Source organism: Pseudarthrobacter sp. TAF60_1, assembly GCF_052113505.1.
Lineage (GTDB): Bacteria > Actinomycetota > Actinomycetes > Actinomycetales > Micrococcaceae > Arthrobacter.
Genome location: NZ_JBFRDI010000006.1, coordinates 202,576 through 219,463, shown reverse-complemented (window position 1 = coordinate 219,463; position 16,888 = coordinate 202,576). Strand labels below are relative to the sequence as shown.

At 65.8% G+C, this 16,888-nt stretch carries 14 protein-coding genes; 6 read left to right on the top strand and 8 right to left on the bottom strand.

The window, feature by feature from the left end; all coding sequences use genetic code 11:
* Window positions 1-900 carry a formyltetrahydrofolate deformylase gene (gene purU / locus AB4Y73_RS09445; RefSeq protein ID WP_441871166.1) on the top strand — a complete coding sequence of 300 codons (900 nt, stop codon included), beginning with the start codon at window positions 1-3 and terminating at the stop codon, window positions 898-900.
* A 186-nt stretch (window positions 901-1,086) separates the two neighbouring features.
* Here the strand turns inward: purU and AB4Y73_RS09440 are convergent, their stop codons facing one another.
* Window positions 1,087-2,043 (bottom strand): DUF559 domain-containing protein, encoded by a 957-nt coding sequence (locus AB4Y73_RS09440; protein WP_441871165.1) that lies wholly within the window; start codon window positions 2,041-2,043, stop codon window positions 1,087-1,089.
* 199 nt (window positions 2,044-2,242) lie between these two features.
* Complete coding sequence (locus AB4Y73_RS09435) at window positions 2,243-3,784, bottom strand: PucR family transcriptional regulator ligand-binding domain-containing protein (RefSeq protein ID WP_441871164.1); 1,542 nt, start codon at window positions 3,782-3,784, stop codon at window positions 2,243-2,245.
* A 108-nt stretch (window positions 3,785-3,892) separates the two neighbouring features.
* Here AB4Y73_RS09435 and AB4Y73_RS09430 point away from each other — a divergent pair, with 108 nt between their 5' ends.
* Complete coding sequence (locus tag AB4Y73_RS09430) at window positions 3,893-5,422, top strand: purine-cytosine permease family protein (protein ID WP_441871163.1); 1,530 nt, start codon at window positions 3,893-3,895, stop codon at window positions 5,420-5,422.
* An 85-nt stretch (window positions 5,423-5,507) separates the two neighbouring features.
* Here the strand turns inward: AB4Y73_RS09430 and AB4Y73_RS09425 are convergent, their stop codons facing one another.
* From AB4Y73_RS09425 to AB4Y73_RS09410, 4 genes are all read right to left on the bottom strand, one after another.
* Window positions 5,508-6,482 carry a ribokinase gene (locus tag AB4Y73_RS09425; protein ID WP_441871162.1) on the bottom strand — a complete coding sequence of 325 codons (975 nt, stop codon included), beginning with the start codon at window positions 6,480-6,482 and terminating at the stop codon, window positions 5,508-5,510.
* Window positions 6,479-7,900, bottom strand: coding sequence for a uridine transporter UriT (uriT, locus tag AB4Y73_RS09420; RefSeq protein WP_441871161.1), 1,422 nt, complete (start codon window positions 7,898-7,900; stop codon window positions 6,479-6,481). The genes AB4Y73_RS09425 and uriT overlap by 4 nt, the downstream gene beginning before the upstream one ends.
* Entirely contained in the window at window positions 7,900-8,928 is a 1,029-nt protein-coding gene (uriH, locus tag AB4Y73_RS09415; RefSeq protein WP_441871160.1) for a uridine-preferring nucleoside hydrolase UriH, read from the bottom strand. The genes uriT and uriH overlap by 1 nt, the downstream gene beginning before the upstream one ends.
* Window positions 8,929-9,160: 232 nt before the next feature.
* Complete coding sequence (locus AB4Y73_RS09410; protein WP_441871159.1) at window positions 9,161-9,313, bottom strand: LPXTG cell wall anchor domain-containing protein; 153 nt, start codon at window positions 9,311-9,313, stop codon at window positions 9,161-9,163.
* A gap of 91 nt (window positions 9,314-9,404) precedes the next feature.
* On the opposite strand from AB4Y73_RS09410, the gene AB4Y73_RS09405 reads away from it, so the two are divergent.
* The 4 genes from AB4Y73_RS09405 to AB4Y73_RS09390 all read left to right on the top strand — a co-directional run bounded on the left by AB4Y73_RS09405 (window position 9,405) and on the right by AB4Y73_RS09390 (window position 14,527).
* Complete coding sequence (locus tag AB4Y73_RS09405) at window positions 9,405-10,511, top strand: LacI family DNA-binding transcriptional regulator (protein WP_441871158.1); 1,107 nt, start codon at window positions 9,405-9,407, stop codon at window positions 10,509-10,511.
* 127 nt (window positions 10,512-10,638) lie between these two features.
* Entirely contained in the window at window positions 10,639-11,748 is a 1,110-nt protein-coding gene (locus AB4Y73_RS09400; protein ID WP_441871157.1) for a GTP pyrophosphokinase, read from the top strand.
* Window positions 11,749-11,925: 177 nt separating this feature from the next.
* On the top strand, window positions 11,926-13,245 hold the full coding sequence (locus tag AB4Y73_RS09395; RefSeq protein WP_441871191.1) for a glycosyltransferase family 87 protein: 1,320 nt from the start codon (window positions 11,926-11,928) through the stop codon (window positions 13,243-13,245).
* A 64-nt stretch (window positions 13,246-13,309) separates the two neighbouring features.
* On the top strand, window positions 13,310-14,527 hold the full coding sequence (locus AB4Y73_RS09390; RefSeq protein ID WP_441871156.1) for a glycosyltransferase 87 family protein: 1,218 nt from the start codon (window positions 13,310-13,312) through the stop codon (window positions 14,525-14,527).
* Between the two features lie 16 nt (window positions 14,528-14,543).
* Here the strand turns inward: AB4Y73_RS09390 and AB4Y73_RS09385 are convergent, their stop codons facing one another.
* Complete coding sequence (locus tag AB4Y73_RS09385) at window positions 14,544-15,155, bottom strand: TetR/AcrR family transcriptional regulator (RefSeq protein WP_441871155.1); 612 nt, start codon at window positions 15,153-15,155, stop codon at window positions 14,544-14,546.
* A 95-nt stretch (window positions 15,156-15,250) separates the two neighbouring features.
* Window positions 15,251-16,870: a polyprenol phosphomannose-dependent alpha 1,6 mannosyltransferase MptB gene (gene mptB / locus AB4Y73_RS09380; RefSeq protein WP_441871154.1), complete on the bottom strand. Its 1,620-nt coding sequence runs from the start codon at window positions 16,868-16,870 to the stop codon at window positions 15,251-15,253.
* Window positions 16,871-16,888 lie beyond the last annotated feature (18 nt).

The window sequence follows — 16,888 nt, the reverse complement described above, 5'->3', positions numbered from 1 at the left end:
ATGACTGCCGTACAGACTGAAACCTCACTTCCCGGCCAGCCCGCGACCACGGTGGAGCACGTCCTCACCCTCGATTGCGCGGAAACCCCCGGCATCGTCCACGCCGTCTCCGGGTTCCTGCTGGAACACGGCTGCGACATCCTGGACAGCAAGCAGTTCGGCGAGCGCGCCGAGCGGCACTTCTTTATGCGCGTGCATTTCGAGTCCGACGGCGATGCCTCCACCGCGGACACGCTGCGGGCCGGTTTCGGTCCCGTGGCCGAGCGGTTCGGGATGCGCTGGCGCCTGGAGCCGCGCGGTGCCAAACGCCGCGTGCTGATCATGGTGTCCAAGTTCGGGCACTGCCTCAACGACCTGCTGTTCCGTGCACGCACCGGTGAACTGCCGGTGGAGATCGCGGCCGTGGTCTCCAACCACACTGACCACCAGGGCCTGGTGGAATGGCACGGCATCCCGTTCTTCCACGTGCCGGTCACCGCCGCCACCAAACCTCTCGCGGAGGCACGGCTGCTGGAACTGGTGGACGAATACAATGTGGAACTGGTGATCCTGGCCCGCTACATGCAGGTCCTCAGCGATGAGCTCACCCGGCGGCTGGACGGCCGGGCCATCAACATCCACCACTCGTTCCTGCCCAGCTTCAAGGGTGCCAAGCCGTACCATCAGGCCTACGCCCGTGGCGTTAAGACCGTGGGTGCCACCGCGCACTACGTCAACGCCGAGCTGGACGAGGGTCCGATCATCTCCCAGCAGACCGTGGAAGTGGACCACACCTACGGCCCGGAGGACCTGGTTGCGGCCGGCCGGGATACCGAATGCAAGGCCCTGTCCAACGCGGTGCGCTGGCACTGCGAGGGCCGGGTCATCCTGCAGGGGAACAGGACGGTAGTGCTGCGCTAGCCCAGGCCCTCCCCCACCACCCCATCCCCCACCCCCACCCCCACCCCCGGACGCTCTCTCACTTAATGTGCGTTTTCGGGCGATCCTCTCTCACTTAATGTGGGTTTTTGCGTGACGCTCTCTCACCATCGCGTGCGGGAGCGTCACGGCTTTAAGGGCGCGCTTGCGCCGCACGTTCTGGGCCTGTCAGTCACTGGCGAACCCGGACGCCTGGGGGTGGTCAAGCCAGCCGTTGCGGACTGCCCGTTTGATCTTCACGACTGCACGCTGAAAATCGTCAGCAAGATCCTCCTTGCCGAAAACAAGGACCGTCCAGCCGGCTGACTCGAAGGCCTTATCCCGCCTCCTGTCACTGAAGATCTGCGCATCACTGAGGTGATGTCCGCCGTCGTACTGAATGGCGATCCGGCGATGACGGTAGCCGAGATCGGCCGACGGCGACCGCGCGTCTCCGGCGCGCAACGGCACCTGGAGTTCGGGCTCGGGCAGCCCGGAGTCGACGATAGCCAACCGAAGCAGCGACTCGGGGGCAGAATCGGCACCCACCCGCATCAGATCCAACGCTTCACGGGCCCGGACGATGCCCTGCAGATTGGGGTGTCGGCCCGCCAGCACACGCAGACCGGCCAACGTGTCGTAGGGCTGCGTCCTTCCCTCGAAGTCCACCCGCGGGATGCGGATCAGTTCATCACCCATGGCCACCAGGTCTTTGAGCGGCAGGTTCCGGGCCAGGTCAAGCCAAGTCCGGGACCGTGTGCTCAGGCGGATGCCGTCGACAAGTTCGATCTCGTCGTCCAGCGTCAGGACGGTATGGCCAAACACGCCCTTCCGGCGGACCGATGGCAGCGAACGCGGTTTGCTCAAATGCAGCTCTGCGGAGTCGGCAAGCCAGGGAGGCAGCAGTTGGCACCGAAGCCGGGCAGCGGTGACGTGCGAGATCCAGGCTCCGGGCGACGCAGCGGACAGCGCCCTGGCCGCACCTTCCAGATCAAAGTCCCAGTCCGCAGGGCGGTAGAGGCCGCGTCCCACATTGACCATGTCCTTCCGCCGAAGCCGGTTCAGGGTGACCCCTGAGGCCACGGCGGAACCGAAGGTGAACGGAGCTGCCGCTAAAGGAGCGGGCAGAAAATCTTGCTTTCGCATGCTGGCATTGTGACCCGAAACGGCATAACGCTGCAGAAGTTATCCACAGGCAGCTGTTCGGCCTTCCGAGGTGCGAGAGGGTTGCCGGCCCAAAAACCCACATTAAGTGAGAGAGGATCGGCCGGAAACCCACATTAAGAACCCACATTAAGTGAGAGAGCGTCGCAGGGGGCGGGCGGCAGCAGGGCGGGGCGGCGGGTTAGAGCGCCGCGAGGCGGGTGGCCAGGTGCAGCGCTGCGAGCCGGCCCGTGCCACGGGGGTCGCCGCCGCTGAGCGAGAAGATGCGCTGCAGGCGCTGGTGCATCGACTGCCGCTCCAGGTGTAGCTCCCGCGCCGCCTGCGCAGTGTTGCAGCCTGAGTCAAGCCACACCCGCAGGGTTTCCACCAGGGCCGAATGCCGCTGCTGGTCGTGCTCAAGGAGGGCCCCGAGTTGCTGACGGACAAAATCCGCCCGCTGCACCTCAGCCAGGGAATGGGAGGCAAGCCGTTCCAGGGCGAAGGCCTCGGCGTCGAGCACTGTAGCGAAACCCCGTTGCCCGGCGGGGTGCAACCCGTCGCCCGCCCCCACGTCCAGCGTCAACCTTGCCTCTGTCAGCGACCACGGCGCGGCCGAGATCCCGGACGCCACCGGACCCACAGCACTGATGCTCCCCTCCGGCAGTTCGAGCGTACGCAGCCCGGCCAGAATCTCGTTCCTGTCCTCCTGGGTCTTGCCGGTCCGCAATACAGCGAGTGCCAAGAGCTGCTCATTGTCCGCGTAGCTTGCGCTGTGCCGTCCGGCCCGGTCCAGCAGCTGTTCCACTGCCGTGCGGAGCTGCCGGGAGCCCGGCGACCGGATCACAATGGCCACCAGCTGCGCAGCCGGGGGGATCCCGGCGGCCGGCGCGAGCTGTTGGAGCCGCCAGTTGGTGGTGCCGGAATCGACGGCCCGGATCAGCGCGGCGCCCGCCATCTCCTTCAGGCCGGGCGGCATGCGCTGCAGCAGGGCCAGGGCCAGAATGTCCACCGAGCGGTTCCCGGCAATCCTCGCCAGGTTCACATCTCCGCCCTCCAAGGTGTGGAGGCTCAGTCGCGCTGAAGGAATGCCCCGCACAGAAACGTCGATATGGGTGGTGCGTGCCCGGTCCTGCTCGCCGTCAGCAGCCGGCCCAGGACCGTCCGCCGACGCAAATTCAGCAGGCAGTGCGCTTGCCAGGGGAGCTCCCGCATTGGATGTCAGGACAACTTCCGCGCCGGTGGCGTCGGCGAGGACGGCCAGGATCCGGTCAAGGCTGCCGCCGTGGGCGAGTTCCACGGCCATGGCATGGCTTGCCCGGTCAGCCTGCTGCAGCTGGGCGGCTGACTCGCTCACCAGCAGGGAGTTGATGGCTTCCATCACGCCAACAAACGGCACCACTTTGCGGAGCTCTATCAGGGGAAGCCCGGCGGCTTCAGCTGCTCCCACCATGGAGGAGGGAATGGACGGCAGAGCGGTGCCCGTCTCGATGGCCAGCGCGGCCACTCCACGTTCCGCCAGTTCCCAGATGTAGCCGATACGCCGCTTATCCGTTGCCGCGACCAGGGCCTGGCCGCCGGTGAGCAGCAGCTCACCGCCGCCAAGTAACGGGGCGATGTCCAAGACCTCACTGGAATGGATCCAGCGGAGCTGTGTCTGGGCCGCGATGGCCGCCGCTGCGCGGATCACAGGGTCCGCGGGGGTGAGGGTGGAATGTTTCAAAACATCCGTTAATCGTATGGGCATGACACTCCGTCGCATGGAAGGCACATCTTCATGACACATTGTATGTGGTGGTTGTGGCCTGAGCCACATAATCTGGATCTATCCCTTTTACTCATGGAGGCTCCCCCCATGCACAACAATCTCTCGACTCCGCAGCAGGACTCGGCAATGATGCCGACCGAAGACTGCGAAGCCTGGCTCCAGCCCATCCCCGAATCGCAGCGCACGCACAAGGTCTCAGGCCAGTTCTGGATCTGGGCCGGCGCCAACCTTGCTCCCATCAACTGGGTGCTCGGTGCACTCGGCATTCAGTTGGGGCTGGGTTTCGCTGACACCGTGACCGTCCTGGTTTTGGGGAACCTGATCGGCATGCTGCTGTTCGGCCTCTTCGTCCTTCTGGGCCAGAAGACCGGCGCCACCGGCATGGTCCTGGCCCGCGCCGCCTTCGGCCGCCGCGGCAACTATCTCCCGGCAGCCATCCAGGCCCTCCTGGTGATCGGCTGGTGCGCGGTGAACACCTGGATCATCCTGGACCTGGTCATGGCCCTCTTCGGCACACTCGGCTGGGTTGATCCCGAAGCCCACAACTACGGGTGGAAGATCGGCATCGCCACGTTCATCATGGCGGTACAGGTGGCCATTGCATGGTTCGGCTACAAGGCCATCGCAGCTTTCGAAAAGTGGACCGTTCCGCCCACCATTCTCATCCTTGCCGTGATGTCCGCAGTGGCCTGGTTCGGTATGAAGATCGACTGGGGCTACGCGGGCCCGGCCGGCCACATCCTCGAAGGTTCTGACAGGATCGCGGCCATGAGTGCCGTGATGACCGCCATCGGCATCGGCTGGGGCATCACCTGGTTCACCTACGCGGCAGACTACTCCCGTTTTGTCAGCACCAAGGTCCCCAAGCGCAAGGTTTACCTGGCGTCGGTCCTGGGCCAGTTCATCCCCGTCGTGTGGCTCGGCGTCCTCGGTGCCAGCCTCGCCACCAACACGGGCGAAATTGATCCCGGAAAACTGATCGTCCAGAACTTCGGAGCCCTCGCACTGCCCGTACTGCTGATGGTGCTCCACGGCCCCATCGCCACGAACATCCTGAACATCTACACCTTCTCGGTGGCAACCCAGGCGCTGGATATCACCATCAGCCGCCGCAAACTGAACCTCTTTGTCGGCGTCTTCTCCCTCGCCGCCGTCGTCTTCTTCATCTTCCAGGAGGACTTCGCCGCAGTCCTCGACGCCTGGCTGATCGGGCTCGTAGCCTGGGTCGCCGCCTGGGGCGGGGTCATGCTGGTTCACTACTTCTGGCTCGACAAGCGCTGGCCGGGCAACCCGGAGAGGCTCTTCGACGCGGTGGGCACCAAGCGGCTCCCCGTGGTCAACTGGGCCGGCGTGGTATCCCTTCTGGTAGGCATCTTCGCAACGTGGCTGTTTATGTACGGACTCGTTCCCGCCATGCAGGGCCCCATCGCGGTGGCCCTGGGCGGCTGGGACCTCTCCTGGCTCGCAGGCGGCCTGGCCAGTGCCGGCTGCTACGCCCTCCTGGGTCCGGTTTACCACCGCAGGCACCTGGACTCAGCCCTGCCGGCCGAAACCGTAGCCCAGGCTACCGCCGACCTGAAGTTCGCCACCCAGCCGGCCGCACCGGCCGGGCACTAACGAACTAACCACACACAAAAGAAGCGCCCGACGGCGGCAGGAGACTGCCGCCGTCGGGCGCTTCTTTTGTGCACCGTCAAGACCGTCAGGCGGCGCCCGCGGCGAGCACGCGCTTGACGTCGCCCTCGTCCGGATAGGCGGCCTGGGTGCCCTTGCGGGTGGTGGCAAGCGCGGCTGCGATGGAGGCGAAGGCGGCGGCGTCAGCCAGTGACGCACCGGCCGCAAGGCGCGCGGCCACGGCACCCGTGAAGGCGTCGCCGGCGCCGGTGGTGTCCACCGCGTTGACCTTGACCGGTGCGATCTGGACAAGCTGCTGGCCGGCGTCGGCCAGCGAATCCAGCACCACGGAGCCTTTCGCCCCGAGCGTGACGAGGACCCGCTGGAGCCCGCGCCCGGCGAAGCGCAGCCGGACCGCGTCCCAGTCGCCGGCGTCACCGTCGCTGCCGGGAATCTCGGCGGAGCCCAGGAACTGCGACGCCTCGTGGGCGTTGACCAGCAGGACGTCCGTCAGGTCCGCCAGCTGCTGCGGGATGTCCGCATACGGCGAGAGATTGAGCACAACTGTTGCGCCGGCGTCGTGCCCTGCCTGCGCGGCGGCGAGCACTGTCTCCATGCTGACTTCGAGGCAGAGGCAGACGACGGCGGCACCCTTGATGACGTCCGCTGCCGCGGCGACGTCCTCGGGCGACAGGGTGCCGTTGGCCCCTGCCGAGATGATGATGTTGTTCTCGCCCACGGCATCCACGGCGATGACGGCAACGCCCGTCTCTGCCGGCGCGGTCCGGACATGCCCCACGTCGACTCCCGCGCCGGAGGCTGAGGAGAGCAGCATCTGCCCGTTGGAATCGTCGCCCACGGCACCGACAAGGCGGACGTCAGCACCTAGCCTGCTCGCGGCAACGGCCTGGTTGGCGCTCTTGCCGCCGGGATTGACGGCGAAACCGTTGCCGTGCACCGTCTCGCCCGGCAGGGGCAGCCGCTCGCAATAGATAGTGAGGTCAGCGTTCAGGGAGCCGACGACGACGATCCCTCCTTTGGACGCAGCCGTTGCGGCGGTCATTCGGTCACCTCAGCCTCGACGGGCTTGGGGATCAGGAGCGAGGCCGCGAAAGCCGCAACGGTGATGATCAGGCCGGTGAGCACCACCGTCAGGTAGGACGCCTTGGCATCGCCCATGGCGGACGTGGCAACGAGCACCGCGGGCAGCACCAGGAAGCTCAGGCCGGCGCCAAGGTTGAAGGCGCCCGCGTTCATGCCGGGCAGGAACCCGGGGTTTCCGGCGGGTGAGAGGACAACTCCGAGTCCGTTCAGCATGATGTTGACCGTACCGGCGTACATGATGCCCAGCAAGACCGTTCCGACGATCATCATGGGCAGGCTGCTGAGGCCGAAGAACGCGATGATGGCCAGGGCGGCGATGCTGCCCAGCATGCCGATGCGCAGGACCTTGGTGTAGCCGAGGAGGGGAGCGAGACGGCCGCTGATGGGACCGATGAGCCAGCCAAGCAGGGCGTACGGGGTGAGGATAATCAGGGACATTTCGGTGGGGCCGATGCCGAATCCGGGTGCAGCGGCCTGGACGTAAGCGGGGACGATCCCGTTGATGACGGCGAAGATGCCGGTCATGGTCAGGGTGGTGGTCAGCAACGGCGCCCAGGTGGAGCGCTGGCGCAGGTGGACGGTCTCCACCATCGGCTGCTTGGCGCGCTTTTCCACGGTCCAGAAGGCGTAGAACGCGGCAACGGCAACCACAACGAGTCCAATGGCCAGCATCAGCGTTCCGGACTCGAAGGCGCCGACCAGTTTGGCGCCTTCGTTGAGGGCCGTGAGGAGGGCGCCCACCGCCACCACAATGAAGAACACGCCAAGCCAGTCCATGGTGGTTCCGGCGGCGGGCTTGCTTTCGCCGGCGAGGAACACGATCAGTGCCGTGGCGACGATGGCCAGGACCACCATGAGCCAGAAGATGCTGCGGAAGCCGTAATGCTCGGCGAAGTAGCCGCCCACGAAGGAGTCCACTCCGGCCACGCCGCCGTTGACGGCGGTGATCAGGCCCATCAGGGTGCCGTACTTCTTGGGGCTGCTGACGGCGGAGCGAAGCATGATGAGGCAGAGCGGAACCGTGGGGCCGCTGACGCCCTGGATGATGCGGCCCACGAAGAGCCAGGTGACGTCCGGGGCCAGGGCGGCGATCACGGAGCCGACGGCCATGAGGACCATCATGCCCACCAGGATCTTCTTGCGGCCGATGATGTCGCTCAGGCGGGGAAGGAAGAGGGAGAAGAGCGCGGCCGCGGTGAAGAACCACGTCTGGGACAGCCCGATGGTGGCCTGGTCAGTGTTGAGCTCCTCGCCCATGGTGACCAGTGCGGGGCTGAGCATGGAAGCGTTGAGTTGGAAGGCGACGCAGGCGGCGAGCAGGGCCACCATGAGGGCGGTGACGTTGCCGGTCTTTGTGGTTGTGACAGAGGTGCTCATTACTTGGACCCCGCCGTTGCTTCGAGGGCTGCGGGAGCCCCGCCTGAGGGCTCGCCGATCCGCACGAGGGCGTCCGTGACAAGGTCCCAGAACTTCTTGTGGTCCAGGTCAACGGCCACGGAGGTGTTGCAGTCCTCGGGTGCGGGGGCCCGGAAGTCGGCCACGGTCATGCCGAGCGTCAGTTTGCCCTGCAGTTCGATGTCCACGGGAACCTTGCGGGTGCTGACGATGCTGGGATCGATCACGTAGGCCACGGCGCACGGATCGTGGACCGGCGGGTAGTCGAAGCCCTGGGCGTCCTTGTAGGTCTTGGTGAAGAACTCCATCAGTTCCAGCACGAACTTGGCCGGTCCGGTGCCCACAGCGGCGATGTTTTCCACCACCTCGGGGGTGGCCAGGGCCTGATGCGTGAGGTCCAGGCCCACCATCACCACGGGCCACTTCTCGTTGAACACAATGTGCGCGGCTTCGGGATCGATGATGATGTTGAATTCAGCCACGGCGCTCCAGTTGCCCACGTGGTAGCCGCCGCCCATCAGGACAACTTCCTTCACTCGTTCCACGATGCGCGGTTCCTTGCGGGCCGCAAGCGCGATGTTGGTGAGGCCGCCGGTGGGGACCAGGGTGACTGTGCCGGGTTCGTGCGCCATGACGGTGTCAATGATGAGGTCGACGGCGTGGCGCGGGTCCAGTTCGATGGCCGACTCGGGCTGGGCGGGGCCGTCCATGCCCGACTCGCCGTGGATGTCCGGGGCGTTTTCGATGGTGCGGACCAGGGGGCGCGCGCAGCCTGCGGCGAACGGAACACCGGTGATGCCGGCGATGGTCCCGACGGACAGGGCGTTTTTGGTGACCTTTGCGAGGGTCTGATTGCCCACCACCGTGGTGACGGCAAGCAACTCGATGTTCGGGTTCCCGTGTGCAAGCAGCAGTGCGACGGCGTCATCATGCCCGGGGTCGCAGTCGAGGATGATCTTCCTGGGGGCGGGTTTCGTCGGTTCGGATTCCACGTTTATTCTCCACGTCATTGGGGCCTGCACGAGCAGCGGGCGCGCGCACTTATCAGAGCGATCATGACACCAGCGCGGGCTTTACGTCAAACGCTTAACGTAGTCCCACATCAAGCGCTTGACCCTATGCGCTGCCTGGCCGCCTCGCCTGCGTGGCCGCGAAGTCGGGGACGCGGGGCGCGGGGGCAAACGAAAGCGGCGGCCGGTTCCATTACAGAACCGGCCGCCGCCGAAAGAGTCTGACCGAGGGTCAGGCGTTGGTTTTTCGTTTCAGCCAGCCCCAGACGGCCGTGGCGACGAAGAGCACCAGGCCGATAATGGCCAGCCACAGCAGCCCCTTCACCACGAAGCCGAGGATCGAGAGTACAAGCCAAATGATAAGTAGTGCGATTATTAGTCCCATACCCGGAATCCTATGCCACCGGGCCCCGGGTGTGGTGGTAGCCACCTGGTACGTGCGTTGACCGCGCTCCCCCGCCTACTACGATCAAAGGATGGAATCCGCGCAACAGCAGCAGCAGCAGCCCCTGCGTTCGCGAAGGATCACTGCAGCCATGGTCGCCGCCCGCGCGGGCGTTTCGACGGCGACCGTATCCCTGGTGGCGAACGGCAAGACTGCCGGCCGGGTGTCGGAGGAGAACATTCGCCGGGTACGGGAAGCGATCTCCGAGCTCGGCTATGTGGTGGACAGCGTGGGCAGTTCACTGGCCAAAGGCGTCAGCTCGATCGTTATCCTGGTCGCCCCGGACATCTCCAACCCGTTCTTCGCCAAGGTGATCGCCGGTGTGCGCGAGTCGCTTGGCGCCGATTACCAACTGCTGCTGTCCGTTACCGATGCCGGGGAGTTTCCGCAGGCGGACGACGTGCGGAAGCTGATGGCGCTGCGACCGGCAGGGTTGCTCGTGGATGCTCCGAACGCCGGCTTCCTTGAAGATCTTGCCGTCTCCGGGCCGCTTGTCCTGCTCGATGCCCCCGGGCTGGAGGCCTATGCGCCGTCGGTGAATCTGGACGTTGCCCACGGGGCCCGGGAACTGGCGGCGCACCTGGCAGCTGCAGGGCACCGAAAGGTTGCCTACGTGGACAGCGTCACCGGGACGGCGACGTTCGCCCTTCGCCGCGAAGCCTTCCTGGCCGAGGCCGCGCACCGCGGGATGACGGTGGACTCGGATCACATCATCGGCACCACCATCGACGTCGGCGCGGCAGCGGCTGCCTTCGCCGCGGCATGGCCGGAGTGGCAGCGCGCGGGCGTCACCGCCGTCGTCTGCGGTACCGACACGCACGCCTACGGCGTGCTGCAGGAAGCACGCGTGGCCGGCGTGCACATCCCGGGCCAGTTGGCCATCGCAGGCTTCGATGATTTGCCGTACTCCGCCACGAGCAATCCCAGCCTGACCAGCGTGCACCTGCCCGCTACCCCCCTGGGCCTGAAGGCCGGCGAGCAGCTGCGGAGCCTGATGGAAGGCCGCGAGCTGGAACAGCCGCAGCTCACGCTCGAAAGCTCCCTGGTGGTCCGCAACTCCACGTCACCCCCACCCCCGACGCCGCCCGCCGCCACCGCCTCCCGCACCTCCCCACCCCTAGGACGCTCTCTCACTTAATGTGGCTTTTGAGGCGACGCTCTCGCACTTTTTTGAAGAAAGTGAGAGAGCGTTGCCGTTTTTCCCGCATTAAGTGATAGAGCGTCCTGATGGGGGACGTGTCGGAGGGCCGCCGTAAGCTGGGTGCATGCCGAGTAACTGGGACAGCCTGGACGTCAGCCTCCGCGAATCCGTGCAGGAGAACGTGGAGATCTACGAGCGCGTCCGCCCTGCCCTGAAGCTGGTCACTCATGATGTCCTGGTTATCCTGCGTGACATGCTGAAGGACACCGAAGTCACGCCGCTGTTCGTCACCGGGCGCACCAAAACGGTGGAATCCTTCCGCGAAAAGATCTCCCGGATCGAGGAACCGCTGGAGCCGGGCGGGCCTCCGGTGCTGAAGTTCCCGGACCCGTTCCGGACGCTCAATGACATGGTGGGCGTCCGCGTCATCACCAAGCTTCCCGCCGAGAATGCGGTGGCGGCCAACATCATCAAGCGCCAGCGCCAGGTGTTTGACTGCCGCGGGGACCGGGAAAAGGACATCGGCTCCATCGAGTCCGGCACGTACGGCTACTCCAGCCGCCACCTCATCCTGCGCACCATCCAGAACGAGGCGGTCAAGGAGTACCAGCAGGTCTTCAACCCGGATGTCCCTCCCAATGGCAGCTACTTTTTCGAGTGCCAGATCCGCACGGTCTTCGCGCACGCCTGGAGCGAGATTGAGCACGACATCCGCTTCAAAGCCGAGGATCCGCGGGCCTGGACCCCGCATTTCGACCGCCAGTTCACCGCCACGGCGGCCATGCTGGAGACCGTGGAGAGCGCCTTCGCTGACCTGCACGAGCGGTACGAAGAGGTCCGCAGCTACTGGGACATGGATGGTGAGGGCGCCGCGCAGCTCACCCCCAACCGGATCCGCGATGTCTGGCGCACCCTGCTGCCGCACGTGGACCGCAAGGTGGATGACGACTGGGGCTGGGCGGCGGAACTGATGGCGGCCCACGGACTGAACCAGACCGTCCAGCTGGCCGGCCTGCTCAGCGCCCAGCGGATCACCGAGGTCCGCAAAGCCCTGGACCACCGCTACTCCCCCGGACCGGACCGCCTGCTGGATGATCTCCTGCTGTGGCAGTACGGCACCAAACACATTGACCTCACCGCGGAAGCGCACGACGCCGTCCCGCACCCGCGGCGGGACAGCCTCCTGCGGCGGCTGAAACAGATTGAGCGCTACCGCCACACGAAGGCGACGTAACCTTTTCGCGCTGTAAAGGCGACGGGTGCGGGGTCGCAGGATTATTGGCCACCACCGGCAGTCAACTACCCTTGACTGTTGGGGGCGGCTGTCATAAACGGGCCCCCGATGCTTCCGGTTCCCGCCCAGCGGCACGATCCGGCGCCCGTTTTGCCCCTCTCTGACAAGGATTCCGCCATTTCCACGGACGCATTCTTCGCCTCGCTCACCCGGGTCCGCAACGTCATCCTGCCGCCGGCCGTCCGGTCCTGGCTGAACACTTCCCGCGGACTGCTCACCGGCTTCGTCCTGGTGCATCTCGGTTTCCTGATCTTCGGTGCCCTGCTCTCCCTCCGCGGGGAGGCGTTCAGCGACACCTTTATTTACCGCGACTGGGCTGCGGCAGGTTTCAACGAGGCGAACCTCAGCGGCGGCCCCAGCCCGTGGGTGTACCCCATCCTCGCGCTGATACCCATGGCGATCGCAGGGCTGGCCGGCCCCGGGCCGTTCTTCTTCCTCTGGGTGCTGATGACAACGCTTCTTAACTTCTGGGGCCTGGCAAAGCTCACCGACCGCGGCCGCAACCAGGACGCCATCCCCGCCGGCTGGTGGTGGCTGATCTTCACGCTGCTGATGGGCTGGCTTGGCTTCGCCCGCGTGGACGGTCTCACCGCACCCATCGTGCTGGTTGCCCTGGCCTACGGGGTACGCAGGCCGTTCATCGCCTCGGTCATCCTGGCCGCCGCCACCTGGGTGAAGGTCTGGCCGGCCGCCGTGATGCTGGCCCTCTTCACGGTCGTGAAGAACCGGATGGTGGTGGTGCTGGCAGGCGTGGCGACTTCCGCGGTGGTTGTCGCCCTGGCGGCGGCGGTGGGCAGTGTGCCAAAGCTGCTGAACTTCCTGACCCAGCAGGGCGACAGGGGAATGCAGCTCGAGGCAACCTTCACCACCCCGTGGCTGTGGCTGTCCGTGCTGAACATTGGTGATTCCCGGATGTACATGAACACCGACATCAACTCGATGCAGGTGGACGGCCCCGGCACCGCCGTCATGTCCGTCCTGATGCAGCCGCTGCTGATCCTGGCGGCTCTGCTCGTGGCCGGCCTAACGTTTTGGGCGCTGCACAACGGCAAGATCAACGGCGGCCCCGACGGCGGTGTGGACCGCACCGAACTGCTGCTCGCCGGAGCCCTGACCCTCACCACGGCCTTCGTGGTCTTCAACAAGGTGGGCTCGCCCCAGTTCATGGTGTGGCTGGCCCCCGCCGTGGCAGTGGGCCTGGCGCACAGCTGGCGTGAATGGCGGGTGCCGGCGGCCATGCTGATCGCCATTGCCGTGGCCACGTTTTTCATCTACCCGCTGTTCTACGATGCGCTGAGCCACAACAACCCGCTTATGGCCGGCGTGCTGACCATCCGCAACGTCCTCCTGGTGGTCCTGTTCCTGTGGTCCGTCCGGCGCCTGTACTTGCTGGGCAAGAAGACTCCCGCGTCCGTCCCCGCGCTCAAGGAGTCCTGAGATTTCCACAAAGTTCTTCGACCGGCTCGTCAGCGTCCGCAGCAGGCTACTGCCCGCCCGCGTAGTGGACTGGTTCGCCCGCCCCTCCAGCGTCTGGTGGGGTTTTGCTGTCATCCACCTGTACTTCCTGGGCTGGATGGCGTCGTTCTTCCTGAGCGGCGACACCTTCAGCGACACCGAGCAGTACCGCCAGTGGGCCATGGACGGCTACAACCCGGACAGCCTGGACGGGAAGATCAGCCCCTGGGTGTACCCGGTGTTGGCGCAGATCCCGATCTTCCTCGCGAACATTGCCGGACCCAGCCTCTACCTGCTCTGCTGGTTCCTGATCATCACAGCCCTCAACGCCGTCGGCCTCGTGTACCTGACCCGCGGCCCGCGGAAGGTGCGCGGTATTGCCCCGTCCTGGTGGTGGCTGTTTTTCACCGTCTTTATGGGGTACCTCAGCTTCGCCCGGGTGGAGGGCATCACCGCCCCCATCGTGCTGATCGCCCTGCTCTATGCGGCCGAACGGCCTGTGGTGGCGGGCGTGCTGCTGAGCGTCGCCACCTGGATCAAGGTGTGGCCGGCGGCCGTCCTGGTGCCGATTGTCATTGCCAGCCGTAAGCGGATCCAGGTGCTGGCCTCCGGGGTCGCAGTCACCGCCGTGGTGGGCCTGGGCACGTACCTTTCCGGCGGCCTCCCGCACATCATGGACTTCCTCACGAACCAGGGCGAGCGGGGCATGCAGCTTGAAGCCACGTTCTCCACGCCGTGGGTGTGGCTGAGCGTGTTCCACATCGCGGGCTCCAAGATGGCTGACAACACGGCCATCAACTCCACGGAGGTCTACGGTCCGGGCGCGTCGGTGGCCGCGTTCCTGATGCAGCCGCTGCTCATTGTCGCCGCGGTGGTGGCGGCCATCCTGCTGGTCCGGGCCCTGAAGCGCGGCGCCGAGCGGGAGGAGTTGTTTATGGAGGGCGCCCTGATGATGGTCACGGCGTTCATCGTGTTCAATAAAGTGGGGTCGCCGCAGTTCATCATCTGGCTGGCGCCGGTGATCGTTGCGGGCCTGACCCACGACTGGGAACGCTGGAAGGTCCCGGCAGCCCTGCTAATGGGGATCGCCATGACCACGTTCGTGATCTACCCGCTGTTCTACACCCCGCTCATCCACGCGCACCCCGTTATGGCTGCCATCCTCACCACCCGCAACGTGCTCCTGGTGGTGCTGCTGTGGTGGTCGGTGAAGCGGACCGCGGAGCTCGGACGGAAGCCGGCGGCGGTGCCGCAGGCGGCCTAACGGGCCTGATCTAGCCCTATGGGGAGCCTTGCGGGGAGCCCTGCGGCCGGTGCACAGCAATCAGCCCGGCAGCCATTTTCCGGGCCCGGCGGGCAGCCAGCTTGTCGCCCTCAGCGGCGGCGATTATGGAGCCCTTCATGAGGATGTGCCAGGAGAGGGCGAACGCCTCGGAGTCCGCCAGGCCGGCTTCATCGGCCAGGATCCGGACCTGCTGGCGGATCCTGGCCAGGTACTCGATGCTCGCCTTGCCCAGCGGATGGGCCGCCCCCATTTCCAGCAGCACTTTAACGAATGAGCATGCTTCGAAATCATCGTCCTGGAACCACTCGTCGTAAACGTCGAAGATGGCCAGCAACTGGTCTTCGGGGTTCTCTGCCCTGCGTCTGGCTTCCGGGACGACGGATCCCATCATCCACAGCTCGTCGCGCCGCTTCAAAAAGGCCAGCACCAGATGGTTCTTCGACGGGAAGTGCCGGTAGAACGTTGCCTTGGCGACGCCGGACGCGCGGATCAGCTCGTCGACCCCGACATCCCGGATCCCCCGGCGGGAAAACAGGCCGTAGGCCGCAACCACGATGCGGGTATGGACATCATCAGGAGCTTCAAGGTCGTCGGCGAGTGTCCTCATGCCAGCGAAGTCTACCTTCGCCCGACGAAATTACTCCTTCATAAAGAAGCGGATAGCGGGGGCCGCGGCCACTCGGGCGGGGCCCGAACCCAGCCTCAGCGCCTGGCCGCCCGCTGTTCCTGCACCCAGCCCCACGCCCGCCGCGCCCAGTCCAGCGGCTTGCCCTCGATCAGCAGCTTCCGGGTGTGGATGTCCAGGACCAGCAGGTAGAACGTGAACAGCAGCGCCGTCACGAATGCCAGCGAGGACGCGTTGATCGGCAGTTCCACGAAGGACCAGACCGAGAGCTGGTCCTGCGCACCGAACACCACAAAGAACGTCACACCCACGTAGAGGCATCGGATCTGCCAGTCATTCCGGATGCCGGTGACGGCCAGGAACGGCAGGAACCAGAGGATGTACCATGGCTGGATGATGGGCGAAAGCATCACGACGGCGGTGAACGCCAGGGCGAGGCGGCGCACCGCCCGCGAATAGTCACCGCGGAACATCAGCAGCAGGACCAGGCCGATGGCCGCCCATTTCATCCCGGTCCGCAGCAGGTCCGCGAACGTGCCGCCCGGCAGCCCCAGCACGTTGCCGAGGAACTCAACCTGCTGCCCCAGGAACCCCGACGGCGAATAGCCGGTGTACCCCGGCGTCGGATCCATGATCGCCCAAACCCAGCCCAGGCCAAGGTTGTACGGAATTCCGCTGAGCGCCAGCACACCAAAGCTGATTCCCGCCGTCGCGCCCCAAATCAGGAACTTGCGGGTCCACGATGCGGCAGGCCCGGCCCACATGACCCCGATGAACGGGAGCAGCAGGACGGTGATCGGCTTGATCCCGATGGACGCCGTGACCAGAAGTATGCCTGTGAGGTAATGCTTCGTCGCGGCGAAATAAACACCGGCGACGGCGAGGCCCACCATGAGTGCGTCGTTGTGGGCGCTGGCCACGAAGCTGATGAGGAACAGCGGGTTGGCCACGGCGATCCAGAGCGCGCGGGCGCCGTTGATGCCGTGCAGTTCGGCGAGTTTGGGCACGTAGATGATGCAAAGGACCACCCCGACGCCGGCCAGCAGCCGGAACAGAAACACGGAAATGTCAGGCTGGGCCCCGGTCAGGCCCACCACACCGCGGGCGAGCCACAGGAAGTAAGGCCCGTAAGGCGTCCTGTTCTCGGCCCAGGCGGGGTCTGCACCAAGGGAAAACCAGTTACTGAGGGTGGAGATGCCCACCTGGTAAGGGTTTTGGCCTTCCATGACCAGCCGGCCCTGGCCGGTGTAGGCGTAGACGTCGCGGGAGAAGATGGGGACGGCGATCAGAAGCGGGGCGGACCATGCGGAGATGGCGATCACCACCGACCGCAGGGAATGCTCGCCCCAGTCGCCCAGCCGCTGGCCGAGCCGCAGCCAGGAGCGCATCAGCAGCATGGCCCCCACCGTGAGGAGGACGGTGGACAGCGTGACGCCCCAGCCCTCGGTCCGAAGGGCGATGACCACGGGCTGGCGGATCATGGGTGAACCGTTGGCAATCCAGCCGGTGCCGATGGAACCCACGAACATCATCAGGGCACCGAGGAACCCCTGCCAGATGGCGATGTACGCCCGGCGCTTGGACGGCGGCGTGGCGGCGGGCGCGGCGGACTTCGGAAGCACCGTCCCGGCCGGGGTCTTTTTCGACGGGCCCGGGAAAGTCTCCGAAGTGCTGAGGTGCGAACCGCCTGCCGTCATGTCCTATGTGGTCCCCTA

What these genes read in the sequence shown, in the direction of transcription:
- purU (WP_441871166.1), top strand. Translation starts at nt 1, where the DNA reads ATGACTGCCGTACAGACTGAAACCTCACTTCCCGGCCAGCCCGCGACC.
- AB4Y73_RS09440 (WP_441871165.1), bottom strand. Translation starts at nt 2,043, where the DNA reads ATGCGAAAGCAAGATTTTCTGCCCGCTCCTTTAGCGGCAGCTCCGTTC.
- AB4Y73_RS09435 (WP_441871164.1), bottom strand. Translation starts at nt 3,784, where the DNA reads ATGCCCATACGATTAACGGATGTTTTGAAACATTCCACCCTCACCCCC.
- AB4Y73_RS09430 (WP_441871163.1), top strand. Translation starts at nt 3,893, where the DNA reads ATGCACAACAATCTCTCGACTCCGCAGCAGGACTCGGCAATGATGCCG.
- AB4Y73_RS09425 (WP_441871162.1), bottom strand. Translation starts at nt 6,482, where the DNA reads ATGACCGCCGCAACGGCTGCGTCCAAAGGAGGGATCGTCGTCGTCGGC.
- uriT (WP_441871161.1), bottom strand. Translation starts at nt 7,900, where the DNA reads ATGAGCACCTCTGTCACAACCACAAAGACCGGCAACGTCACCGCCCTC.
- uriH (WP_441871160.1), bottom strand. Translation starts at nt 8,928, where the DNA reads ATGACGTGGAGAATAAACGTGGAATCCGAACCGACGAAACCCGCCCCC.
- AB4Y73_RS09410 (WP_441871159.1), bottom strand. Translation starts at nt 9,313, where the DNA reads ATGGGACTAATAATCGCACTACTTATCATTTGGCTTGTACTCTCGATC.
- AB4Y73_RS09405 (WP_441871158.1), top strand. Translation starts at nt 9,405, where the DNA reads ATGGAATCCGCGCAACAGCAGCAGCAGCAGCCCCTGCGTTCGCGAAGG.
- AB4Y73_RS09400 (WP_441871157.1), top strand. Translation starts at nt 10,639, where the DNA reads ATGCCGAGTAACTGGGACAGCCTGGACGTCAGCCTCCGCGAATCCGTG.
- AB4Y73_RS09385 (WP_441871155.1), bottom strand. Translation starts at nt 15,155, where the DNA reads ATGAGGACACTCGCCGACGACCTTGAAGCTCCTGATGATGTCCATACC.
- mptB (WP_441871154.1), bottom strand. Translation starts at nt 16,870, where the DNA reads ATGACGGCAGGCGGTTCGCACCTCAGCACTTCGGAGACTTTCCCGGGC.